This window comes from Methanomassiliicoccaceae archaeon DOK (genome assembly GCA_009911715.1).
GTDB lineage: Archaea > Thermoplasmatota > Thermoplasmata > Methanomassiliicoccales > Methanomethylophilaceae > Methanoprimaticola.
The window spans coordinates 1,380,527-1,399,264 of sequence record CP047880.1 but is presented as its reverse complement, the minus strand read 5'-3'; the positions used below and the strand labels follow the sequence as shown (position 1 = coordinate 1,399,264).

Annotated in this window: 17 protein-coding genes and 1 other RNA gene; 7 read left to right on the top strand and 11 right to left on the bottom strand. The window is 61.3% G+C overall.

The genetic code is table 11. From position 1 onward, the window contains the following. Positions 1-54: 54 nt before the first annotated feature. The gene (locus JS82_06980) at positions 55-2,805 is read left to right on the top strand and encodes an FAD-binding protein (GenBank protein QHK17864.1); all 2,751 of its coding nucleotides are present in this window, start codon (positions 55-57) and stop codon (positions 2,803-2,805) included. Between the two features lie 198 nt (positions 2,806-3,003). Here the strand turns inward: JS82_06980 and JS82_06975 are convergent, their stop codons facing one another. From JS82_06975 to rnpB, 3 genes are all read right to left on the bottom strand, one after another. After that, entirely contained in the window at positions 3,004-3,669 is a 666-nt protein-coding gene (locus JS82_06975) for an HAD-IA family hydrolase (GenBank protein ID QHK17863.1), read from the bottom strand. Between the two features lie 30 nt (positions 3,670-3,699). After that, complete coding sequence (locus JS82_06970) at positions 3,700-4,914, bottom strand: YcaO-related McrA-glycine thioamidation protein (GenBank protein ID QHK17862.1); 1,215 nt, start codon at positions 4,912-4,914, stop codon at positions 3,700-3,702. Positions 4,915-4,944: 30 nt separating this feature from the next. Further along, positions 4,945-5,237: RNase P RNA component (rnpB, locus tag JS82_06965), an RNA gene on the bottom strand. 134 nt (positions 5,238-5,371) lie between these two features. Between rnpB and JS82_06960 the strand changes: the two genes are divergently transcribed. From JS82_06960 to JS82_06945, 4 genes are all read left to right on the top strand, one after another. After that, a complete protein-coding gene (locus JS82_06960) occupies positions 5,372-5,725 on the top strand; it encodes a hypothetical protein (protein QHK17861.1) in 354 nt (117 codons plus the stop codon). A gap of 46 nt (positions 5,726-5,771) precedes the next feature. Then, positions 5,772-5,999 carry a hypothetical protein gene (locus tag JS82_06955; protein QHK17860.1) on the top strand — a complete coding sequence of 76 codons (228 nt, stop codon included), beginning with the start codon at positions 5,772-5,774 and terminating at the stop codon, positions 5,997-5,999. Further along, positions 5,980-6,291 (top strand): heavy metal-binding domain-containing protein, encoded by a 312-nt coding sequence (locus tag JS82_06950; protein ID QHK17859.1) that lies wholly within the window; start codon positions 5,980-5,982, stop codon positions 6,289-6,291. The genes JS82_06955 and JS82_06950 overlap by 20 nt, the downstream gene beginning before the upstream one ends. A gap of 65 nt (positions 6,292-6,356) precedes the next feature. Beyond that, positions 6,357-7,049 carry an iron-binding protein gene (locus JS82_06945; GenBank protein QHK17858.1) on the top strand — a complete coding sequence of 231 codons (693 nt, stop codon included), beginning with the start codon at positions 6,357-6,359 and terminating at the stop codon, positions 7,047-7,049. A gap of 48 nt (positions 7,050-7,097) precedes the next feature. On the opposite strand, the gene JS82_06940 is transcribed toward JS82_06945, so the two are convergent. Both JS82_06940 and JS82_06935 read right to left on the bottom strand, forming a co-directional pair. Further along, positions 7,098-8,174, bottom strand: coding sequence for an SPFH/Band 7/PHB domain protein (locus tag JS82_06940; GenBank protein QHK17857.1), 1,077 nt, complete (start codon positions 8,172-8,174; stop codon positions 7,098-7,100). 19 nt (positions 8,175-8,193) lie between these two features. Beyond that, on the bottom strand, positions 8,194-8,607 hold the full coding sequence (locus JS82_06935; protein QHK18425.1) for an NfeD family protein: 414 nt from the start codon (positions 8,605-8,607) through the stop codon (positions 8,194-8,196). A 152-nt stretch (positions 8,608-8,759) separates the two neighbouring features. On the opposite strand from JS82_06935, the gene JS82_06930 reads away from it, so the two are divergent. Continuing rightward, entirely contained in the window at positions 8,760-9,956 is a 1,197-nt protein-coding gene (locus JS82_06930) for an MFS transporter (GenBank protein ID QHK17856.1), read from the top strand. Positions 9,957-10,141: 185 nt separating this feature from the next. After that, positions 10,142-10,303, top strand: a complete 162-nt coding sequence (locus JS82_06925) for a 4Fe-4S dicluster domain-containing protein (protein QHK17855.1) — start codon at positions 10,142-10,144, stop codon at positions 10,301-10,303. Between the two features lie 240 nt (positions 10,304-10,543). On the opposite strand, the gene JS82_06920 is transcribed toward JS82_06925, so the two are convergent. From JS82_06920 to JS82_06895, 6 genes are all read right to left on the bottom strand, one after another. After that, entirely contained in the window at positions 10,544-12,349 is a 1,806-nt protein-coding gene (locus JS82_06920) for an ATP-binding cassette domain-containing protein (protein ID QHK17854.1), read from the bottom strand. Between the two features lie 69 nt (positions 12,350-12,418). Further along, a complete protein-coding gene (locus JS82_06915) occupies positions 12,419-13,045 on the bottom strand; it encodes a YigZ family protein (GenBank protein ID QHK17853.1) in 627 nt (208 codons plus the stop codon). A 92-nt stretch (positions 13,046-13,137) separates the two neighbouring features. After that, positions 13,138-14,670 carry a sodium/solute symporter gene (locus JS82_06910; protein ID QHK17852.1) on the bottom strand — a complete coding sequence of 511 codons (1,533 nt, stop codon included), beginning with the start codon at positions 14,668-14,670 and terminating at the stop codon, positions 13,138-13,140. 101 nt (positions 14,671-14,771) lie between these two features. Next, complete coding sequence (locus JS82_06905) at positions 14,772-16,577, bottom strand: ATP-binding cassette domain-containing protein (GenBank protein QHK17851.1); 1,806 nt, start codon at positions 16,575-16,577, stop codon at positions 14,772-14,774. Continuing rightward, entirely contained in the window at positions 16,574-18,322 is a 1,749-nt protein-coding gene (locus tag JS82_06900; protein ID QHK17850.1) for an ATP-binding cassette domain-containing protein, read from the bottom strand. Before JS82_06900 ends, JS82_06905 begins: the two co-directional genes overlap by 4 nt. Further along, positions 18,319-18,735, bottom strand: a complete 417-nt coding sequence (locus JS82_06895) for a hypothetical protein (protein QHK17849.1) — start codon at positions 18,733-18,735, stop codon at positions 18,319-18,321. The genes JS82_06900 and JS82_06895 overlap by 4 nt, the downstream gene beginning before the upstream one ends. Positions 18,736-18,738: the final 3 nt, after the last annotated feature.

The window sequence follows — 18,738 nt, the reverse complement described above, 5'->3', positions numbered from 1 at the left end:
TCGGTACCCTTTTCTCAGATACAGCCACTGCGCCGAACAGTGGAGGTCAAGATCATGAAAAGCAACGCAGAATGCACCAAAGTGTCCGCCGACACACTCGAGCACGTGTGCTCCCTGATCGGCAACTCGAAGGTCTCCGAGTGCGAGGGCAAGACTGTCGTCAAGCCCGCCAACGCCGACGAGCTCTCCAAGGTCGTCTCCGCGGTCATGGCCGCCGGAGGATCCATCTCCCCCCTCAGCAGGAAGGGCAGCCACACCGAGGGCGACGTCCTCGTCGACATGTCCGAGATGAACGCCCTCATCGACGTCGACACCGACGCCCAGGTCGTCAGGGCCCAGGCGGGATGCAAGTTCAGCGCCATCATCAAGGCCGTCGAGGCCGAGGGATACACCATCGGCGTCCGCCCCGCAGGAGCGGACCCCACCGTCGAGGACTGGATCTACACCGAGTCCGAGGGCATCGGATCCTACAAGTACGGCACCGTCAAGGACTCCGTCATCAACATCCGCGCCGTCGACGCCGCCGGCAAGCTCCTGGAGACCGGATACGACGAGATCGGCTACTACATGTCCGGATACAACATGATCCAGACCCTCGCCGCGTCCTCCGGAAGGCTCGCCATCGTCACCGAGGCCACCTTCAAGATCCACCCCATGGGAGTGACCAAGGCCGTCGGATACGAGTTCCCCTCCGTGGAGAAGATGCAGGAGGTCTTCCAGGCAATCGGGCAGAGCCCCTCGCTCAAGCCCCTGCAAATCTCCTTCAACGGCATGCTGAGCATCATCGCCTTCCAGGGTGCCGAGGAGTTCGTCGACGCGGACCTCGAGGCCCTCGACGCCATCATGGCCGAGGCCGGAGCGGTGAAGGCCGAGCAGTCCGTCGCGGACGACAAGTTCGGCAACATCGGAGTCGGCGCCTGCGTCAACCCCGAGGCGGCCACCATGTACGTCCCCCTGAGGAACATGGCCACGGCCATCGACGCCTTCAATGGAGTCGCCGGGTTCGACATCGCCGGAAACGTCCCCGACAAGAGCACCGTCGCCATCAAGCTGACCGGAGAGGTCTCCGACGCGGACTACGACGCCGCCGCGGACAAGGCCGAGGAGCTCGGAGGAAGGTCCAGCACCAGGTGCCCCAGCAAGTACCGCGACGAGGCCACCAACAAGTTCATCAGGAGGATCGAGGACGCCTACATGGGAAGGCCCGTGGAGGACGTCAAGCTCTCCAGGCAGGTCACCCCCGCCATCATCGAGAGGCTCAAGGCCATCGTCGGAGCCGTCAACGTCTCCGTCAGCGGCATGGACAAGGTCCTCTACAGCCACGACATGGCCCCCCTCCCGAAGGAGGCCGGACTCGCCTTCAAGAACATCCCCGACGTCATCGTCAGGCCCGAGACCGTGGAGCAGATCTCCCAGGTCATGGCCCTCGCCTACGAGCACGGAATCGCCGTCACACCCAGAGGCAACGCCTCCTGGGGACTGGGCGGATGCATGCCCACCAACGCCGGAATCCTCCTCGACATGTCCTCCAAGATGAAGCACGTCGTCGAGATCGACAAGGAGAACCTCACCGTCAAGGTCCAGGGAGGATGCACATGGAAGAACCTCCTCGAGGCCTGCATGAAGGAGGGCTACATCATCGGATCCTACCCCTCCTCGTTCCCCTCGGGAACCATCGGCGCCTGGTACTCCACCAACGGAATGGGTATCGGTTCCTACAAGTACGGAAGCGCCAGGGAGAACGTCGTCAACGCGGAGATCATCGTGGACGACGGATCCGTCGTCAACACCGGATTCCCCGACACCGGGTCCTACAGGGCGTCCTTCAACCTGAACCAGTTCTTCTCCGGAGCGGAGGGAACCCTCGGAGTCATCGGTACGATGACCTTCAGGCTGCACCCCATGGGACAGATCAGGTGCCTCGCCTACGAGTTCGACAACCTCAAGGACATGGACGGACCCATGCAGGAGCTCGTCCACCACCCGTCCGTCAGGCCCCTGCACGTTGCCTGGTCCGACTACAAGCACTTCGAGAACCAGAAGAGGGCCGGCTGCCACGCCCCCGACGTGAAGAACCTCTGGCTCGTCACCCTCCAGGGAGACGAGAAGCACAACGACCTCGAGGAGGCCGCCGTCGACGCCATGGCCGAGAAGGCCGGCGGAAGGAAGATCGCCGGAGAGATCGCCGAGCACGAGTGGGAGGAGAGGTGCTACGAGTTCAGGGCCAGGAGGGTCGGAGTCGGAGAGATCCCCGCCGAGGTCATCGTGCCCACCGTCCACTGGGGAGCGTTCACCGACGAGTGCTACCAGGGATTCGTCAACATGAAGATGGAGGCCGGAGGAGTCATCGGAGTCCTCGTCGACAGGAACACCACCCTGTTCATGCCCTACTACTTCAAGGACGACGAGATGCTCACCGGAATGCTGTCCTTCGGATTCAACTTCTACCTCGGCGACGTCGCCATGAAGTACGGAGGAAGGACCACCGGATTCGGAGTCTTCTTCGCCTGGAACACCGACGTCATCCACAACGCCGCCACCGCTTCCATGGAGAGGGAGATCAAGACCGTCCTGGACCCCCACGACGTCGTCAGCCCCGGACACGTGGTCTGCGGAATGACCAGGTTCGGAGTCGACATGAACAAGGGCCTGATGTCCATGGGAAGCACCCTCATCCAGGTCGTCAAGAAGATCATGCCCGCTGACAGGACCTTCGCCTACAACCTCGAGAGGTTCAGGTACGACGACCTCGAGCACATGAAGACCCTGGACCGTGTCCACAAGCTCGGAGACGGAACAGAGTAAACAATTCCAGGCCCGGCGGCATCGGCCGCCGGGCAAACCCCTTCCCACACACGATTTCTCCGTCGGTTTCTCACCGACCGTAATCCAGACCCGACCGATGTCCCCCCATCTGAGGATTATCGTGTCATTTGAACCGTGGGTGTCGCCGACATCCGGGTCCGCGGTCACAGAAAGGAAGAGGGACGGCCAGACGTGTGCTCAAAGAAGGCGGACGACATCCCCCGCGCGGTCTATCACCGGGATGGATGGGTCGACGGACGCCCACAGGTCGTCCGATCCGGAACCGGTCCTCACTCCGACGAATCTTGCCCCGGCACCGTGAGCCGACATCCAGTCCGTGGAGTTGTCACCGACGTAGAGGATCTCGGACGGTTCGACGCCGAGCTCCTCCGCGAACTCGACCATCGCCCTCGGGGACGGCTTGGCGTTGTCGTACTCGGAATGGTCCCTGCCCATGACGACGTCGAATTCGTCGAAGAGCGGACCGAGCGCTCTGGTGGCGTACTCCAGGCTCCCGCGGGTGAGGATCCCGACCCTGTACCCCATCGATTTCAGAACCGGGAGGCACTCGGCCGATCCCGGGAAGGGGACGGCCTCCGATACGAACTCGCACTCGCACTCCGTGAACGCCGTGTCGATGTCCCTGCTCACCTGACAGAACTCGTCGCCGCGGCTGTGCTCCTCGAGCCACGCCCTTATGGGTGCGCGTGGGCGTTTGGGGGAATCCCCGAAATCGATGTCGTCGAACGGGATGCCGTGGTCCAGACAGACCTCGCGGTCGGCGGCGTTGAGCCTCGCGTAGTCCACGCGCGTCCTCATGAAGGTGCCGTCAAGGTCGAATCCGACCGCCTTAATCCCGTCCATGTACGGTAATCGTCGACGTCCTATTAAGGCTCACTGAGGGGGCCACATGCCCCTCAGCCTGCCGCCTTCCCTCTCGGGGTCCATGGTGCTGACCTCGAGTCCCGGGACGATCATCCTGACCACGGGGACGTTCAGCTCTGGCCTCGTGAGGTCCACGGCGATGACGCTCTCGAATCCGGCGTTCATGAGGCTGCCCAGGACAACCTCGATGTCGTCCAGGACGTAAGGGGTCGATCTGTCGGGGATCTCGCTGAGCCTGATCTTCCTCCTGCTCTCCCCGAACCACATGCGGTTGACCTCTTTGATGCGCTCGTACCCCATGTCCTGCGTGACCTTCTGGAGCTGGGCGTTGATCTTGGCCCCGTGCTTGTGGGTGGCCCTGCTCTGTGCGACCTCGGTGATCGCCCTGATGGCCGCTATCTCGGGGTTGAGGTGCGTCCCGACACCGATGGTGAGCATCTCAGGGTCCTTGGTGCGGACGTCGTCGGCAGCCGCGCCGATGGTCGGTATCCCGATGTCGCTGGTCAGGTCCTTGAGGTGGATCTCGATGCCCTGGTCCGCGAACTTGGCGATCAGCTGCGCGGGGACGGAGTCGTCATCGTCGACGATGACATCGCCCTTCGTCATGTCCATGTACTCGCATATGGACCAGGCGTCCCTCTCGATGTCCTCGAACAGGGCGTGGAGGATGGCCTCCTCGAGGGTGTTCCCGGACGCTATGCCGTTGGTGTGGAACCTGAAGAGCTGCAGGTCGCCGTCCGGATAGTACGGATAGTACACCGCGCATGCAGGGACCCATATGGGGCATCCCCTGAACATCTCCCACCCCTCGGTCCAGGCGATGGTGTCGTTCATGTACCTGTCCAGGATGGGGATCGGGAGGATGAGGTCCTTGGGGTCCACGGTCATCATGACGTCGCAGGCCTGCTCGTACGTGCCGTAGACGACCTCGTCCGAGTCGCGCATCTCGGCGCTGTACCTCTCGAGGGACTCCATGACGGCGGATGCGAGCGCCTGGTCCCTGGTCACGCCCTTGCCGTTGTAGTACTTGGGGACGCCCAGGGCGGTCTCCTGCCTGTCCACGGAGAACACGGGGATCCCCACGTCGTCCTTGCCCGTGATGTCCTCGGGCTCGCCGAGGCCGGCCGTCTTCAGCAGCGGCAGGACCTTCTCGAGGGTCTCCTCGGGCGGGACGGTCCTGATCCCGGTTTCTGGCGAGCACTTCGGACAGCGGTTCAGCATCATGTGTGGTCCCTCGTGTGGATATGAAGAGCCGAGTGATGGTAGTAGCCCCCTTTCTGTTTCAGGTGACATTCAACTAAGCGTCCTACCCGCGGGTCCCGGGCCGGTCTGCCCCGCTGTGCGGACTTGCTCCGGTGGGGAGTCGCCGTTTCACCAAATCCCCGGGAACGTCACCGCCTAGCGGATCATCCTTGGACCGGGTCTGTGTCGTTTCTGTGCCCTTGCCACGGCTCTCGCCGCACGGACTTGCGTCCGTCCACCTTGCCCTTGGAGAGGGGAACTTCCTCAGCTGCCCTGCGGCTACCGTCGGTCACCCTCCATCTCTCAGCCTCACGAGTGAAAGCGAACGCGGTTATAACAGCGTCGGTCACCCTCCATCGCATCCGATGGAAAAGGGTCGACGGCGGGACGTCGTGTTTACAACGACATCTTGAAAACATCCGCAGACAGATGGAAGTCCATGACTTCCGAAATCGATGTGGACATGCCGATCTGCGACAGGAGGATCAAGGTCAGGGTGACATCCAGGGACGACGGGGACATGGATGTCGAGATAGTCTCGGACTGTCCCGCGCTCGCCCACTACGCCGAGAGCCTCAGGGTCATCTCGATGGATGACATCACCAGTTTCGAGACCAGCGTGATCAACAGGGAATCCGTCCGCGGCAACATGTCGATGATATGCGCCGCCCCGATCGCCGTGTACCAGGCGGCTTGGATGGAGTGCGGGATGCTGTCCCCCGGCATATACAGGAAGATGGGGCCGGTCACCATGGGCACGCCGGAAGCCATGGAGAAGGGTCGGAGGATCTGAGGATTTATCGATAAACATTAAATCCATGTCATCCATCACCTGTATCATGGAGAAGAATTCGATCAAGAAGCTCGGAGTGGTCGCCACCACCGTCGTCATAGTGGCGCTCTTCATGACGCTTCCTGTATTCTACTTCGTGATAGAGATGCCGCTGTTCGCTGTCGCGATCGCCGCGATTATCTACATAGCTCTGGCGGTTCTCATGGTGTATTACGCTCTGGAGAGGTTCAGGGAAATTGACGAGGGATTGGACGATGCTGTTGACTACTACTGATCTGATACCTGGAAGGAACTACGAGATCATAGGCCTCGTGAAGGGCAGCATGATCCAGTCGAAGAACATCGGACGCGACATCGGTCAGAGCCTGAAGTCCGTCGTTGGCGGCGAGCTCAAGGACTACACCCTGATGATGAACGAGTCCCGTGCCGTCGCCACTAAGAGGATGGTCGAGGAGGCCGAGAGTCAGGGCGCCGACGCCATCGTCGCCATCAGGTACGGGACATCCGCCATCGCAGCGGCCGCCGCCGAGGTCTTCGCGTACGGGACCGCGGTCAAGTTCATCTGAAACGTCTTCCGTCCCATCCGGGACGATTCCTTTTTTGATTCACCCGTCGATTCGTATCCGATAGCATGGAGAAGGCCATCAGGATAACGAAGGACGGGCCGTACATAGTCACAGGTGGCGTCCCCATCTACGAGAAGAGGATAGTCCGGAGGGACGGTCTGTACGTCTGGGAGGACGGCAGGGAGCTCCCCCAGTCGGAGACCTACGCACTGTGCAGGTGCGGGAGGTCCGACGATGCCCCCTTCTGCGACGGCAGGTCCCACAAGAGGTTCAAGGGCCAGGAGACCGCGGACAAGCGCCCCTACGCCGAGAGGGCCGAGAGGCTGGAGGGACAGGGGATCGATCTCCTGGACGACGTCCGCTGCGGGAAGGCGATGTTCTGCCACCGCCGCGGGAGGTCCACATGGGACATGCTGAAGGACTCCGACGATCCGGAGGTGAGGAACGAGCTCATCCGCGCGGCGTGCGAGTGCCCCACCGGCAGGACGGTCGCGGTGGACAAGGACGGGACCGTCCATGAGGACGTCCTAGAACCGTCCATCTACATAGTCCAGGATGAGGACAGGGGCGTCAGCAGCGGGATATACGTAATGGGCGGGATACCGATCACGTCCGCTGACGGGGAACCTTACGAGGTCAGGAACAGGGTCCTCCTCTGCAGATGCGGGAACTCGAGGGACAAGCCGTTCTGCGACGCCACGCACATCAACAGCATGTTCAAGGATTCGCGCGGCGGATCGATTTTCAAGAAGAGGTGAAACTGAAAGTGAGGGGCGGACGAGCGACCGCCCCTCTTGTGACCGTTCTCAGGCCTTGGGGGTCTCGGAGACGATCTCGTCGACCTCCTCGATCTCCTTCTTGAGGTCCTTGACGCTCTCGGTCTCCATCTTTATCTCCTCTGCGGAGGGGATGGGCCCGAGGATGTCCTCCGGGTCGCCCACGGCCTGTCTGATGCTCTCGGTGTCGGAGACCTCCCTGTCGGGGACCTTATTGGCCGAACCTATGTACTCGGACACGCCCTCGACGAGCTTCGTCAGCTCCATGGGGAAGAAGAACTTAGACGACTCGCCCTTTCCGACCTCCTGCAGGGTCTGCATGGAGAGGACGGACATGGCCTTGGAGTCCATGGAGGCCGCTCCGACGGACATTATCCTGAGCTTCTGCGCCTCTCCCTGACCCTGCAGGATGGTGGCGATCCTCTCTCCCTCGGCCTCCAGGATCATGGACTGCCTCTTACCCTCGGCTTCGAGGATCATCGACTTCTTCTTACCCTCGGCCTCCAGGATTGCCGCCCTCTTCTGACCGTCCGCCTCCAGGATGGCGGCGCGTCTCTTCCTCTCGGCGGAGGTCTGCTCCTCCATGGAGTCCTTGACCTTCCTCGCGGGGTCGACCTCCCTGATCTCGACGGCCTCGATCTTGACACCCCACTTGTCGGTGTTCTCGTCGAGGATGTCCCTGAGGCTGACGTTGATCCTCTCCCTGGAGGACAGGATCTGGTCCAGCTCCATCTCTCCGATGATCGACCTCAGCGTGGTCTGGGCCAGGTTGACCGTGGCCCAGCGGTAGTCCGTGACCTCGAAGAAAGCGTTCTTCGGGTCGGTGACCTTGATGTAGATGACCGCGTCGACCTCGACGGGGGAATTGTCCTTGGTGATGACCTCCTGCTTGGGGACGTCCAGGACCTCGGTGCGGAGGTCCAGCTTCACCACCTGGTTGATCAGCGGGCACACGATGTTCAGACCCTGGTTCAGCACCCTCACGAACTTACCGAGCCTCATGTAGATGGCCTGTTCGTACGGCTGGACGATCTTGACACCGCTCGTGATGACCACGATTGCCGCTACTATCACGATTATGACTAGCGTTAGCAGTATACTGTCCATTGGAAAAGCACCTCCGCGGTCACGGCCTGCGGACGTGAACGTGCACGCCCTCGCTGCTCTCAACGACCACCGTCTCTCCGGCCTCTATGGGCTCGTCGGAGGTCGCCGACCACGTGTCGGATCCGATCCTCACCTTGCCCCTCATGCTGCCGACCTCCGTCGCCACGGTCACTGTGCCCGTCTTCCCTATGAGGGACTCGACCACCGTCGTTGTGGGCGGCTCCGGCTTCGCCAGGCGCTGATAGCCCTTGATGGTGAGCAGTGTGACGGGTACGGCGACAACCAGCGCGATGACTGGCGACCACCATGAGTACAGGATGTCTGGGAAGGCTGCCCCTATCAGACCCAGGATGACCAGGACGGTCCCTGGGATGACCATGAAGGCGCCCGGGCTGAAAGCCTCTATGATGAGGAGTATCGCCCCGACGATTATCAGGGCTATCGCCACGGTGAACGGATCCATGCTACCGTATCGACCTCTATGTAGATAATGGGTGACCGAAGGCTCACCGAAACACTCATCGGTCCTTACCAGAGAGCCGTCGGGGAGACATGTTTATCGGCAGTTTCACATTCCCCGGTCTCATGGAGGACCGGCTCTTCACGCCCGCTGTCGTCACGCTCATACTCCTGAGCTTCGTCATGGGCACCAGCGAGTTCATCGTGATGGGCATCCTTCCGGACATCTCCGAGGGCCTCGGGGTCAGATACAGCCTCGTGGGCGGTCTGGTGTCCGTTTTCGCTCTCAGCTACGCCGTATGCACGCCACTGATAACGGCCGTCACAGGGAGGTTCAGGCGTTTCAGGATTCTTCTCATCCTGATGTGCGTGTTCCTCCTGTCCGACGTCCTCACCCTGGTGTCATGGGACTACTGGTCTTTGGCGCTGTCCCGTGTGGTCACGGCGGCCTCGTCAGGCTCTCTGCTGGCGGTAGGCATGACGTTCGTCATGGACCTGGTCACACCCAGGTACCGGGCCAAGGCCGTCTCCTGGATATTCGCCGGGTTCAGCATCTCATCGGTCATCGGGGTCCCGCTGGGAACGGCGATGTCGCACCTCCTCGGATGGAGGAGCGTGTTCGTCCTGATCCTCGTCATGGGCGTGGGCGCGACGCTTCTCGCCCTCAGGACGCTACCGAGACTGGGCGCTCCTGAGGCTAGGGGCGGCATCGGCGGTGCCGGCCGCATGCTTCGCGATCCGCGCGTTCTGCTCGGAGCCTGCGTCACCGTCTTCGGCGCCATGGGGATGTACGTGATCTACACCTACATCACACCGATACTCGAGGAGGAGATCGGGTTCCCTGAAGCCTATGTGAGCGTGGGCCTGATGGCGATGGGCATCGTCATGCTCGTCAGCAACCTGGTCTCGGGGAAGATAGCTTCGGAGAAGGGCGGTCTCAGGACGGTCCGTCTCACATACATCGCGGAGGCGGCGATCATGTTCCTGCTGCCCACGGCAGTCGCCAGCGTCGTGCTCGGGATGGCAGACCTCCTCATCATGGGCCTGTTCATGTACCTGTTCAACTCGTCGGTGCAGATGCATCTGATGGAGATCGCCAACCGCGACTATCCGGAGGCCATCACCCTGGCGTCGTCACTCAACCCCACGTCCTTCAACATCGGGATAACCTTCGCCTCCCTGCTCGGAGGTGTGATCTACGACACCGTGGGCATAAACTACCTTGGCTACGCGGGCTGCGTGTGCATCCTGATGGCGAGCGCCATGACGTTCGCGGTGTGCCGTCTCTGCCGGGCTGAGGGCCGTGGCACTTCAGTCACATGATTTCGGAACGGCTGATTCTCGACAGTGTCGTGTGTCGTCTTCCGTCGGATGTGCCAGACATCCGAAATCTGTGTCTAGAACTGTTAGGATGTCCTAACGGATTCGCATAATTTTTAGCCATCCCTTAACGTCGTTACGATGCCTTTTTATAGGGTCTTGCCGTCCCATGATTAGAGGTTATCAAGATGGTAACAATCAAAGAGTCCGAGTGTGTCGGCTGTGGAGCTTGCGTCGATGTGTGCCCCGAGGGTGCCATCACCTGCGACGACATCGCTGTCATCGATGCTGCCAAGTGCATCGACTGCGGTGCCTGCATCGACGAGTGCCCCTCCAGCGCCATCGAGTGATTCCGAACAGGGAATCATCGGGTGACCGAGGTCACCCAAACTCCTTTCCTTCCTTCTTACCCATTTTAAGCAACTGTTCGTGTCTACGACGTTCAATCTGCAATCTATTCTGAAAATGAATGAGCTCGCCTTCAGCTGGACGTCTTCGTCGGGCTGAAAAGAGGTACTGAGGCACTGACCGCATAGTGTAGAATCTGTTGCCTTGACATCGGAGGCCGGTCCGGGGACGGATCCCAACGCTCACTTCCGACTCGGCTCGTCCTTGACGTCCACCTTCTTCCTCTGGCGGCCGCCCGTCTTCTTGAGCTTGCCCTGGTCCAGGGCCCATTGGAAGCTCTTCTGCTCCGCAGGTGTCACGAGCACCCTGTCGCCCTTGGCGTACTTCCTGCCGGTGACCCAGTTCGTGAAAGGTGCCAGAACGCGGTACTCGTCCGCGTCCATGACGATCTCTCTGACGTTGGGCCTCCCCCTCAGCTCCGAGTACGTGCCCGTATGCTCCACCGCGGTGCCGTCCTTGACCTCGATGACGCTGGTGCAGACGGTGTCCAGGAAGTACCTGTCGTGGGTGACCGTGATGATCGTGCCGTCGTACTCCACCAGGGCCTCCTCGACTGCGTGCTTGGCGGGGATGTCAAGGTAGTTGGTGGGCTCGTCGAGGACGAGGACGTTGGTCTCGTCGAGGAGCATCAGGCACAGAGCGACCCTGGCCCTCTGTCCTCCGGAGAGGGTGGAGATGGGCCTTTCGACCTCCTCTCCGAACAGCAGGAACCTCGCCAGGAGCTTCCTGACCTCACCCCTGCGCTCCTTGCCGGTGACCTGCAGGAGCTGCTCCTCGGCTGTGAGCTTCATGTCCAGGCGCTCGTGGTTCTGGGAGTAGTAGCCGATCTTGGCGCCCGGCGCCACCCAGAGGTCCCCCCTCGACGGGATCAGGCCCAGGAGTGCCTTCACGAGGGTGGACTTGCCCTCGCCGTTGGCCCCGAAGATTCCGACCTTGTCCCCCTTCTGGATGTCCAGGTCGACGCCGGAGAGGACGGTCCTCCCGTCGTACTCCACGCTTAGGTTCTTGGTGGTGATGACGTTCTTCCCGGACTTGTGGGCGGCCTGGATCCTGACGGTGATCTCCCTGTTCTTCTCGGGCTTCTCCTTCTCCTCCATCTTGGCGATGAGCTTCTCCCTGGTCTTGTGGGTGGTCATGTACCACTGGTCGGCGTGGAGCTGCCTGGCGATCTCCTCCTGCTTCTTCTTCTGGGTGGCGTACTTCTTGTACTCCTTCTCCATCCTGTCCAGGTCGATCATCTTCTTCATGATGAAGTCGGAGTAGTTCCCCTTGTACTCGCGGGACTTCCCGTGGTCGATCTCCAGCATGCGTGTGGCGATCTTGTCGAGGAAGTACCTGTCGTGGCTGATGACCAGGACGGAGCAGTGGGAGTCGATTAGGTAGTCCTCCAGCCACTCCACGGTGGTGATATCCAGATGCGAGGTCGGTTCGTCCATGACGAGGATGTCGCAGTCGTTGGCCTGGACCACGATCCTGGAGAGCATGACCTTGGTCCTCTCCCCTCCGGAGAGGGTCGACATCGGACGGTCCATGAGGTCGGTGGAGAGACCGACCTTCTCCAGGGCGGCGATCTTGTTGCCCTCGTCGTCCATGTCGGACTTGGCGAGCTGTGCCTCGAGGGCGGCGTTCTCCTCGGCCAGCGCGTTCCAGTCGATGTCGCCGCCGGCCATCATCTGCTCCTCGATCTCCGTGATCCTGCGTTTGATGTTCTCGATGTGGCCGTAGGGCCTGCCGAGAACGTCGCGGACGGTGACGTCGGGGGAGTCCTCGGCGAACTGTTCGAGGTACCCTATCCTCTCGGTGTTGCGGGTGAGCTCGCCGGTGTCCGGCTTCATCTCGCCCAGCATGATCTTGAGAAAAGTCGTCTTGCCCGCCCCGTTCACCCCGATGAGGCCGATGCTGTCCCCCTCGTTGATCTGGAGGCTGACATCCTTCAGGACCTTGTGTGGTCCGAACGCCTTCGTGATGGACTGGGCTTTTATGAGCATGGTCTGGGCCATGGGTTCATCGTAGATATCATTTCGTCGAGGCGCCCCGTCACGGCCGCGAGACGCGGGTCAGATGTACTCGTCGTCCATCTTCCAGAGCCTGACGTGCCTCTCCGTCAGGTCGGTGATCCTGCGCTCGAACTCTTCGTCCTTGCCCACGGGTATCCATGCCCTCACGTCCACCTTGTCGGAGTACTCGCAATCAGGGCGCTTCGCCATAAGGTCGCGCATCTTGTTCTCGAACTGGCTGTAGTAGCCGTAGTCGAGGGTGAACCTGTACACCGCGCACGACCTCCTGGTGCGTCTCGCCACACCCTCGAGGGCGAGCTTCGACGTCTCGCCGTACGCGTGGACGAGTCCGCCGGTCCCGAGCAGAGTGCCCCCGAAGTACCTGACGACCACGCACATGATGTCCGACAGCCCCGACCCCTTGAGGTTGAACAGTATCGGCTTCCCTGCGGTGCCGGACGGCTCCCCGTTGTCGCTGCTTCTCTCGTGCCTGGACGATCCGTCGTACACGGCGGCCCAGCAGTAGTGGGTGGCGTCCCTGTACTTCTGGGAAACCCTCTCGAGGTTGGGCTGGATGTCGCCCTCCGACGGGCAGGGCATGACGATCCCGATGAAGCGAGAGCCCTTCAGGGTGATCTCCGCCTCTCTTGTGTCCGAGATCGTGTCGTAGTCGGCGATGCGGTCCATGACGGGTGCATGCGGGAGGTGTTGTTCAACCTTTGGGGTCAGAAAGAAGTGGTAAGAAGGGGCCCCTCCTGGGGCCCCTGTTGTCAGGGGTTTCAGGCCTCCTCGGGATCCTTGTAGTTCTGTGCGGCCTCGAACTCGTCCAGGACCTCCTGCGACGGGGGCGGGGTGAGCTTCGCGACGACGACCGCGACTATGAACGCCAGGACGAATCCGGGGAACAGGGAGTACATGCCGGTGAAGTCCATGAACGTCTCCCAGAACACCACGACGGCGAATCCGGTGATCATGGCTGCCATGGCTCCCTGCCAGTTCATGCGCTTCCAGAACAGGGCGAGGATCATGACCGGTGAGAACGCGGATCCGAATCCTGACCAGGCGTAGGACACCAGGCCCATGATGTTGTCGCTGCCGAACAGCGCCAGGCACATGCCGATGATGGAGATCACGACGACGATGCCTCTGGCGAGCCACATGAGGTTCTTCGCGGAGATGTGCACCCTGTCGGTCTTGGCGAGGATGTCGTTGGTGATGGACGAGGCGGACACCAGGAGCTGGGAGGACGCCGTGGACATGATGGCGGCGAGGATGGCCGCGAACACGACTCCGAGGATGAACGGCGCGGTGTCCTGGAACAGCTGCTGGGCGGTGTACATGAACACGTATTCGGAGTCGTAAATCGACGAGTCGAATATGTTGATGCCGTGGTCCGGCAGATATACTCCCGCGATGACTCCCAGGAGGCAGATGAAGGAGAGCGCCAGGATACCCCAGATGAGGGAGACCCTGCGTGCGACCTTGATCTCGGAGACCTTCCTGATGGACATGTACCTGACGACGATGTGGGGCATTCCGAAGTACCCGAGTCCCCATACCAGTCCGGATATGATGACCACGGCGCTGATCGGGACGCCAGCGTTGTAGAACAGGCTGGTGTAGCCCTCGAGGCCCTGGGATGTCGCGAGCTCGTCCCATCCGGCGGAGATGGTGTCCCATCCGGTCTGCCCGATGATGACGAGCGGGACGAGAACGATGACGACGACCATCAGGATGGCCTGGAAGAAGTCGGTCCAGCAGAGCGCCTTGTACCCTCCGAGGAAGGTGTACAGGATGATGACGATTCCTCCGACGAGGATTCCGACCTCGAATCCGCCGTTGTCCAGGAGCATGTCCAGGACGATACCGCAGCTCTGGAATCCGGATCCCACGTAAATCGTGAAGAAGAACAGGATGACCACGGCGCAGACGATCCTGAGATAGCCCTTGTGGTCCGCGAAACGGTTGGAGAAGAACTCGGGCATCGTGAGGGAGTTCTTCGATACGACTGAGTGTTTTCTGAGTCTCTTGGCCACGAAGAGCCAGGAGCAGTACGATCCGATCAGAAGGCCGATTCCGATCCACGCCTGTCCAAGACCAGCGAGGACGATGGATCCCGGGAGACCCATCAGGAGCCAGCCGCTCATGTCGGATGCCTGCGCCGACATGGCGCTTACATAAGGTCCGAACGATCTACCCCCGAGGATGTAGTCCTCCATGCTGTCCCTGTCCTTCGTCCTCCAGAAGTGGATTCCGATGATGATCAGGGCAATGAAGTAGATGACGAACGCGAGCAGTGTCATTGCGTCCATTCTATGTACCGGGGACTGGCACGTAGTAATGGACATAAAACATTGACCCTTGCATCCAACTCGGGGAAACGGCGTTAAAGGGGTTTAAGGGGTAAAGGGTTTCATTCCGGGTCGAACTGGCTGTTGTACAGGTCGGCGTAGAAGCCTCCTCTGGCCAGGAGCTCGTCGTGGGTGCCCTGCTCGACGATGTTGCCGTCGCGCATGACCAGGATCAGGTCCGAGTTCCTGATGGTGGACAGCCTGTGGGCGATGACGAACGACGTCCTGCCCTCGGTCAGGCGGTCCATCGCTTCCTGGATGACCCTCTCCGTCCTGGTGTCGACCGAGCTCGTGGCCTCGTCCAGGATCAGCAGCGGCGAACCGTCGACCATCGCGCGGGCGATCGTGACCTGCTGCCTCTGTCCGGCGGAGAGGTTGGCGTTGTCGCCGAGCACCGTGTCGTACTTGTCCGGCAGGGTCTGGATGTAGTGGTACAGGCCGACCGCCTTGCAGACCTCGTCCAGCCTCTCGTCGGTGACGCTCTCCTTGCTGTACACAATGTTCTCCCTGATGGTGCCCTCGAACAGCCATGTGTCCTGGAGGACCATGCAGAACAGGTCGTGCACATCCTCGCGTCTCATGTCCCTCGTCGAGACGCCGTCGATCAGGATGTCCCCGCCGTTCACCTCGTAGAAGCGCATGAGCAGGTTCACCATGGTGGTCTTGCCCGCCCCGGTGGGGCCGACGATGGCCACCTTCTGCCCGGGCAGGATCTCCGCCGAGAAGCCGTGGATGATCTCCTTGTCCGGGGAGTACCCGAAGCGGACGTCCCTGAACTCGACGTGTCCCTGGACGTTCTCCAGCTTCACCGACTTCTCGGACTCGTCCTCCATCTCCGGCTCGTCGAGGAACTCGAACACCCTCTCGGCCGCGGCCGCCACGGACTGCATCGAGACCACTGCCTGGGAGATCTGCGTCAGCGGCTGCGTGAACAGGCGGACGTAGATCATGAACGCCACGATGACCCCGAAGGAGATCCTGCCGTCGATGCACAGCAGGGCACCGACGATGCACACCATGACGTAGCCGAAGTTCCCGATGAAGTTCATGAACGGCATCATCATTCCGCCGAGGAACTGGGACATGAATCCGGACCTGTACAGGCTGTCGTTGATCCTGTCGAAGTCGCTCTTCGCGGCGGCCTCCCCTCCGTAGGCCTTCATGACCAGGTGTCCGGAGTACATCTCCTCCACATGGCCGTTCATGTCGCCTAGGTCGGACTGCTGGCGCTCGAAGTACTTCTGGGACCTCCCCATGACCACCGCCATGAACGCGAACCCCACCAGGGACGACAGGATCGCCGTCGCGGCCATGGTGACGTTGGTGTACAGCATCATGATCACGGACCCGCCGAGCAGCGTGATGGCCGTCGCCATGGTGCTGATGCTCTGGTTCATGGACTGCCCCAGGGTGTCCACGTCGTTCGTCACGCGGCTCATGACGTCCCCTGTGGTGTTGGAGTCGAAGTAGCGTAGGGGGAGCCTGTTGATCTTCGTCGATATGTCGCGACGGAAGTTGGACGCCGTCCTCTGGGAGATCGTGGTCATGATGTACTGCTGGACGAACGTCAGGACGGCGCTCAGGGCGTACAGCGCCACGAGGATCAGGCATATCGAGACTATTCCGTCCAGGTCCATCGGGCCGTAGAGGCCCTCCTGTATCAGGTCGGTGACGTCGCTGATCAGGTTCGGTCCGGCCAGTGTCAGGACGGTCCCGACGCATGCGATCACCAGGGCCGCGATGAACGGGGCCCTGTAGCGGTCCATGTACTGGAACAGCCTCCTCCAGGCCAGCCTGAAGTCGTCCGCCTTTTCCCCGCGCATCGCGGGGCCGTGCCCGTGGGGCCCTCTCCTAGGTGCGGGGCTCATATTCCCAACTCCTCGTCGGAGAACTGCGATCTGGCTATGTCCAGGTACACCGAGCAGTTGCGGAGCAGCTCCTCGTGCTTCCCTATGCCGACGACCTCGCCGTCGTCCACGACGACGATCCTGTCGGCCTCCATTATCGTGCCTATCCTCTGCGCCACGATCAGCGTGGTGGCGTCGGATATCTCGTTCCTCAGGGTCTCCCTGAGCACCCTGTCGGTCCTGTAGTCCAGGGCCGAGAACGAGTCGTCGAAGATGTATATCTCGGGGTCGCGGCAGACCGCCCTCGCGATGGAGAGCCTCTGCTTCTGGCCTCCCGAGAGGTTGGAACCGCCCTGGGCGACTTCGGACTCGTACTGGCCCTCCTTGGCCTCCACGAACTCCGTCGCCTGGGCTATGCGGACCGCCCTCCTGACCTGCTCCTCGGTGACTTCCTCGGAGCCGTCCCCGTACCTCACGTTGGAGTCGACGGTCCCCTTGAACATGAACGCCTTCTGGGGGACGTACCCTATCCTGTCCCTGAGGTCGTGGAGCCTGTACTCGCGTACGTCGACTCCGTCGACCAGGACCTGTCCCTCGGTGGCGTCGTAGAATCTGGGGATCAGGTCCACGATGGTGGTCTTGCCGCTTCCCGTGGCGCCAATGAACGCCACTGTCTCGCCCTTCGACGCTGTGAAGCTGACGTCGTGCAGGACGTACCCAGACGTGCCGGGGTATCTGAACGAGACGTTCCTGAACTCCACGGACCCCTCGCGGGGCGCATCGGCGCCGTGGCCGTCCCTGATGGATGGCTCCGTGTTGATGACCTCCTGGATACGCTTGGAGGCCACCATGGCACGAGGCAGGATCATGAAGATCATGACCAGCATGATGAAAGACATGACCACCTGCATCGCGTAGGACGAGAACACGATCATGTCCGAGAAGAGGACCATCTTGTCCGCCGGCATTCCGGCGGCGTCGATCAGCATGGCGCCTATCCAGTAGATGGCCAGAGAGAGCCCGTTCATGACCAGCATCATGGTCGGGAACATCACGGCCAGGGCGCGGTTGGCGGACAGGTTGGTGTCCGTGAGCTCTCTGTTGGCGGTCTCGGACTTCTCCTCCTGGTATGACTCCGCGTTGTAGGCGCGGACCACGCGTATGCCGGCGAGGTTCTCCCTCGTGACCCTGTTGACGTTGTCGGTCAAACCCTGGATCCTCTTGAACCTGGGGATGGCGTAGAGCATGATCACCGAGATGATCGTGACTATCGCGACGACGGCCAGGGCCGTGACCATGGTCCACTCCCAGTTCTTGTCCAGGATCTTCATCACTGCCCAGACGGCCATGATGGGGGCCCTGATCATGATCATCAGGCCCATGGCGGTGGTCATCTGGATCTGCGTGATGTCGTTGGTGGAGCGGGTGATGAGGCTCGAGGTCGAGAACCTGTTCATCTCCTCCAGCGAGAACGACTGGACCCTGGAGTACTCCAGGTCCCTCAGGCGTCTGGAGAACGACGTCGCGATCCAGGCCGCCAGTCCGCCCACGACGATCGAGACGACGAGGCTTCCGAACGCGCAGAGCAGCATCATTCCGCCGTCCTCGTAGACGACGTCCATGTCCGTGTCGGGGCTGACGATCTCGGTCGTGATCGTGGACATGTAGCCGGGGATCTCCAGCTCCAGGTAGACCATGAACGCGATCAGCACCACGCACAGCGCTATGGCCGCCCATTCGCGGCCTCTGAGGTATTTCAGTATCATTCATTCACTCCTGTTATTCTCACCCCGAGGGTGTTGGCGCCGCTCTCGGACACGCTTTCCCTCTTCTGCGGAGGGGTCAGTATGAACGCCATCGTGTGGAGGCTCTGTTCGGGCGAGGAGCGGGACAGGTACGGCTCCACAAGTTTGGCGATCTTCCACGATAGCTCCTTGGCCTCCTCGTCGGTCATGTAGAGTCCCACGGATGCGAACCCGGTGCTGTCCCTGCCGAGGTCCGCGTCCGGGTCGTCCGCGTACTCCTGGAAGTCCCTGATGAGTCCGAGGGAGAAGGAGCTGAACATGCTGCAGTATCCGTCGAGGTCGTTGCTGTTCACCAGGTCCACGTCGAAGTGCTTGAAGTCGATGGAGAGGTCGTACGTCCTCTCCGTCATTGCGCGGACCTTCGTCTCCTGCACAAT

What these genes read in the sequence shown, in the direction of transcription:
- JS82_06975 (QHK17863.1), bottom strand. Translation starts at nt 3,669, where the DNA reads ATGGACGGGATTAAGGCGGTCGGATTCGACCTTGACGGCACCTTCATG.
- JS82_06940 (QHK17857.1), bottom strand. Translation starts at nt 8,174, where the DNA reads ATGGACAGTATACTGCTAACGCTAGTCATAATCGTGATAGTAGCGGCA.
- JS82_06925 (QHK17855.1), top strand. Translation starts at nt 10,142, where the DNA reads ATGGTAACAATCAAAGAGTCCGAGTGTGTCGGCTGTGGAGCTTGCGTC.
- JS82_06920 (QHK17854.1), bottom strand. Translation starts at nt 12,349, where the DNA reads ATGCTCATAAAAGCCCAGTCCATCACGAAGGCGTTCGGACCACACAAG.
- JS82_06945 (QHK17858.1), top strand. Translation starts at nt 6,357, where the DNA reads ATGGAGAAGGCCATCAGGATAACGAAGGACGGGCCGTACATAGTCACA.
- JS82_06900 (QHK17850.1), bottom strand. Translation starts at nt 18,322, where the DNA reads ATGATACTGAAATACCTCAGAGGCCGCGAATGGGCGGCCATAGCGCTG.
- JS82_06915 (QHK17853.1), bottom strand. Translation starts at nt 13,045, where the DNA reads ATGGACCGCATCGCCGACTACGACACGATCTCGGACACAAGAGAGGCG.
- JS82_06905 (QHK17851.1), bottom strand. Translation starts at nt 16,577, where the DNA reads ATGAGCCCCGCACCTAGGAGAGGGCCCCACGGGCACGGCCCCGCGATG.
- JS82_06960 (QHK17861.1), top strand. Translation starts at nt 5,372, where the DNA reads ATGACTTCCGAAATCGATGTGGACATGCCGATCTGCGACAGGAGGATC.
- JS82_06980 (QHK17864.1), top strand. Translation starts at nt 55, where the DNA reads ATGAAAAGCAACGCAGAATGCACCAAAGTGTCCGCCGACACACTCGAG.
- JS82_06955 (QHK17860.1), top strand. Translation starts at nt 5,772, where the DNA reads ATGGAGAAGAATTCGATCAAGAAGCTCGGAGTGGTCGCCACCACCGTC.
- JS82_06930 (QHK17856.1), top strand. Translation starts at nt 8,760, where the DNA reads ATGGAGGACCGGCTCTTCACGCCCGCTGTCGTCACGCTCATACTCCTG.
- JS82_06910 (QHK17852.1), bottom strand. Translation starts at nt 14,670, where the DNA reads ATGGACGCAATGACACTGCTCGCGTTCGTCATCTACTTCATTGCCCTG.
- JS82_06950 (QHK17859.1), top strand. Translation starts at nt 5,980, where the DNA reads ATGCTGTTGACTACTACTGATCTGATACCTGGAAGGAACTACGAGATC.
- JS82_06970 (QHK17862.1), bottom strand. Translation starts at nt 4,914, where the DNA reads ATGATGCTGAACCGCTGTCCGAAGTGCTCGCCAGAAACCGGGATCAGG.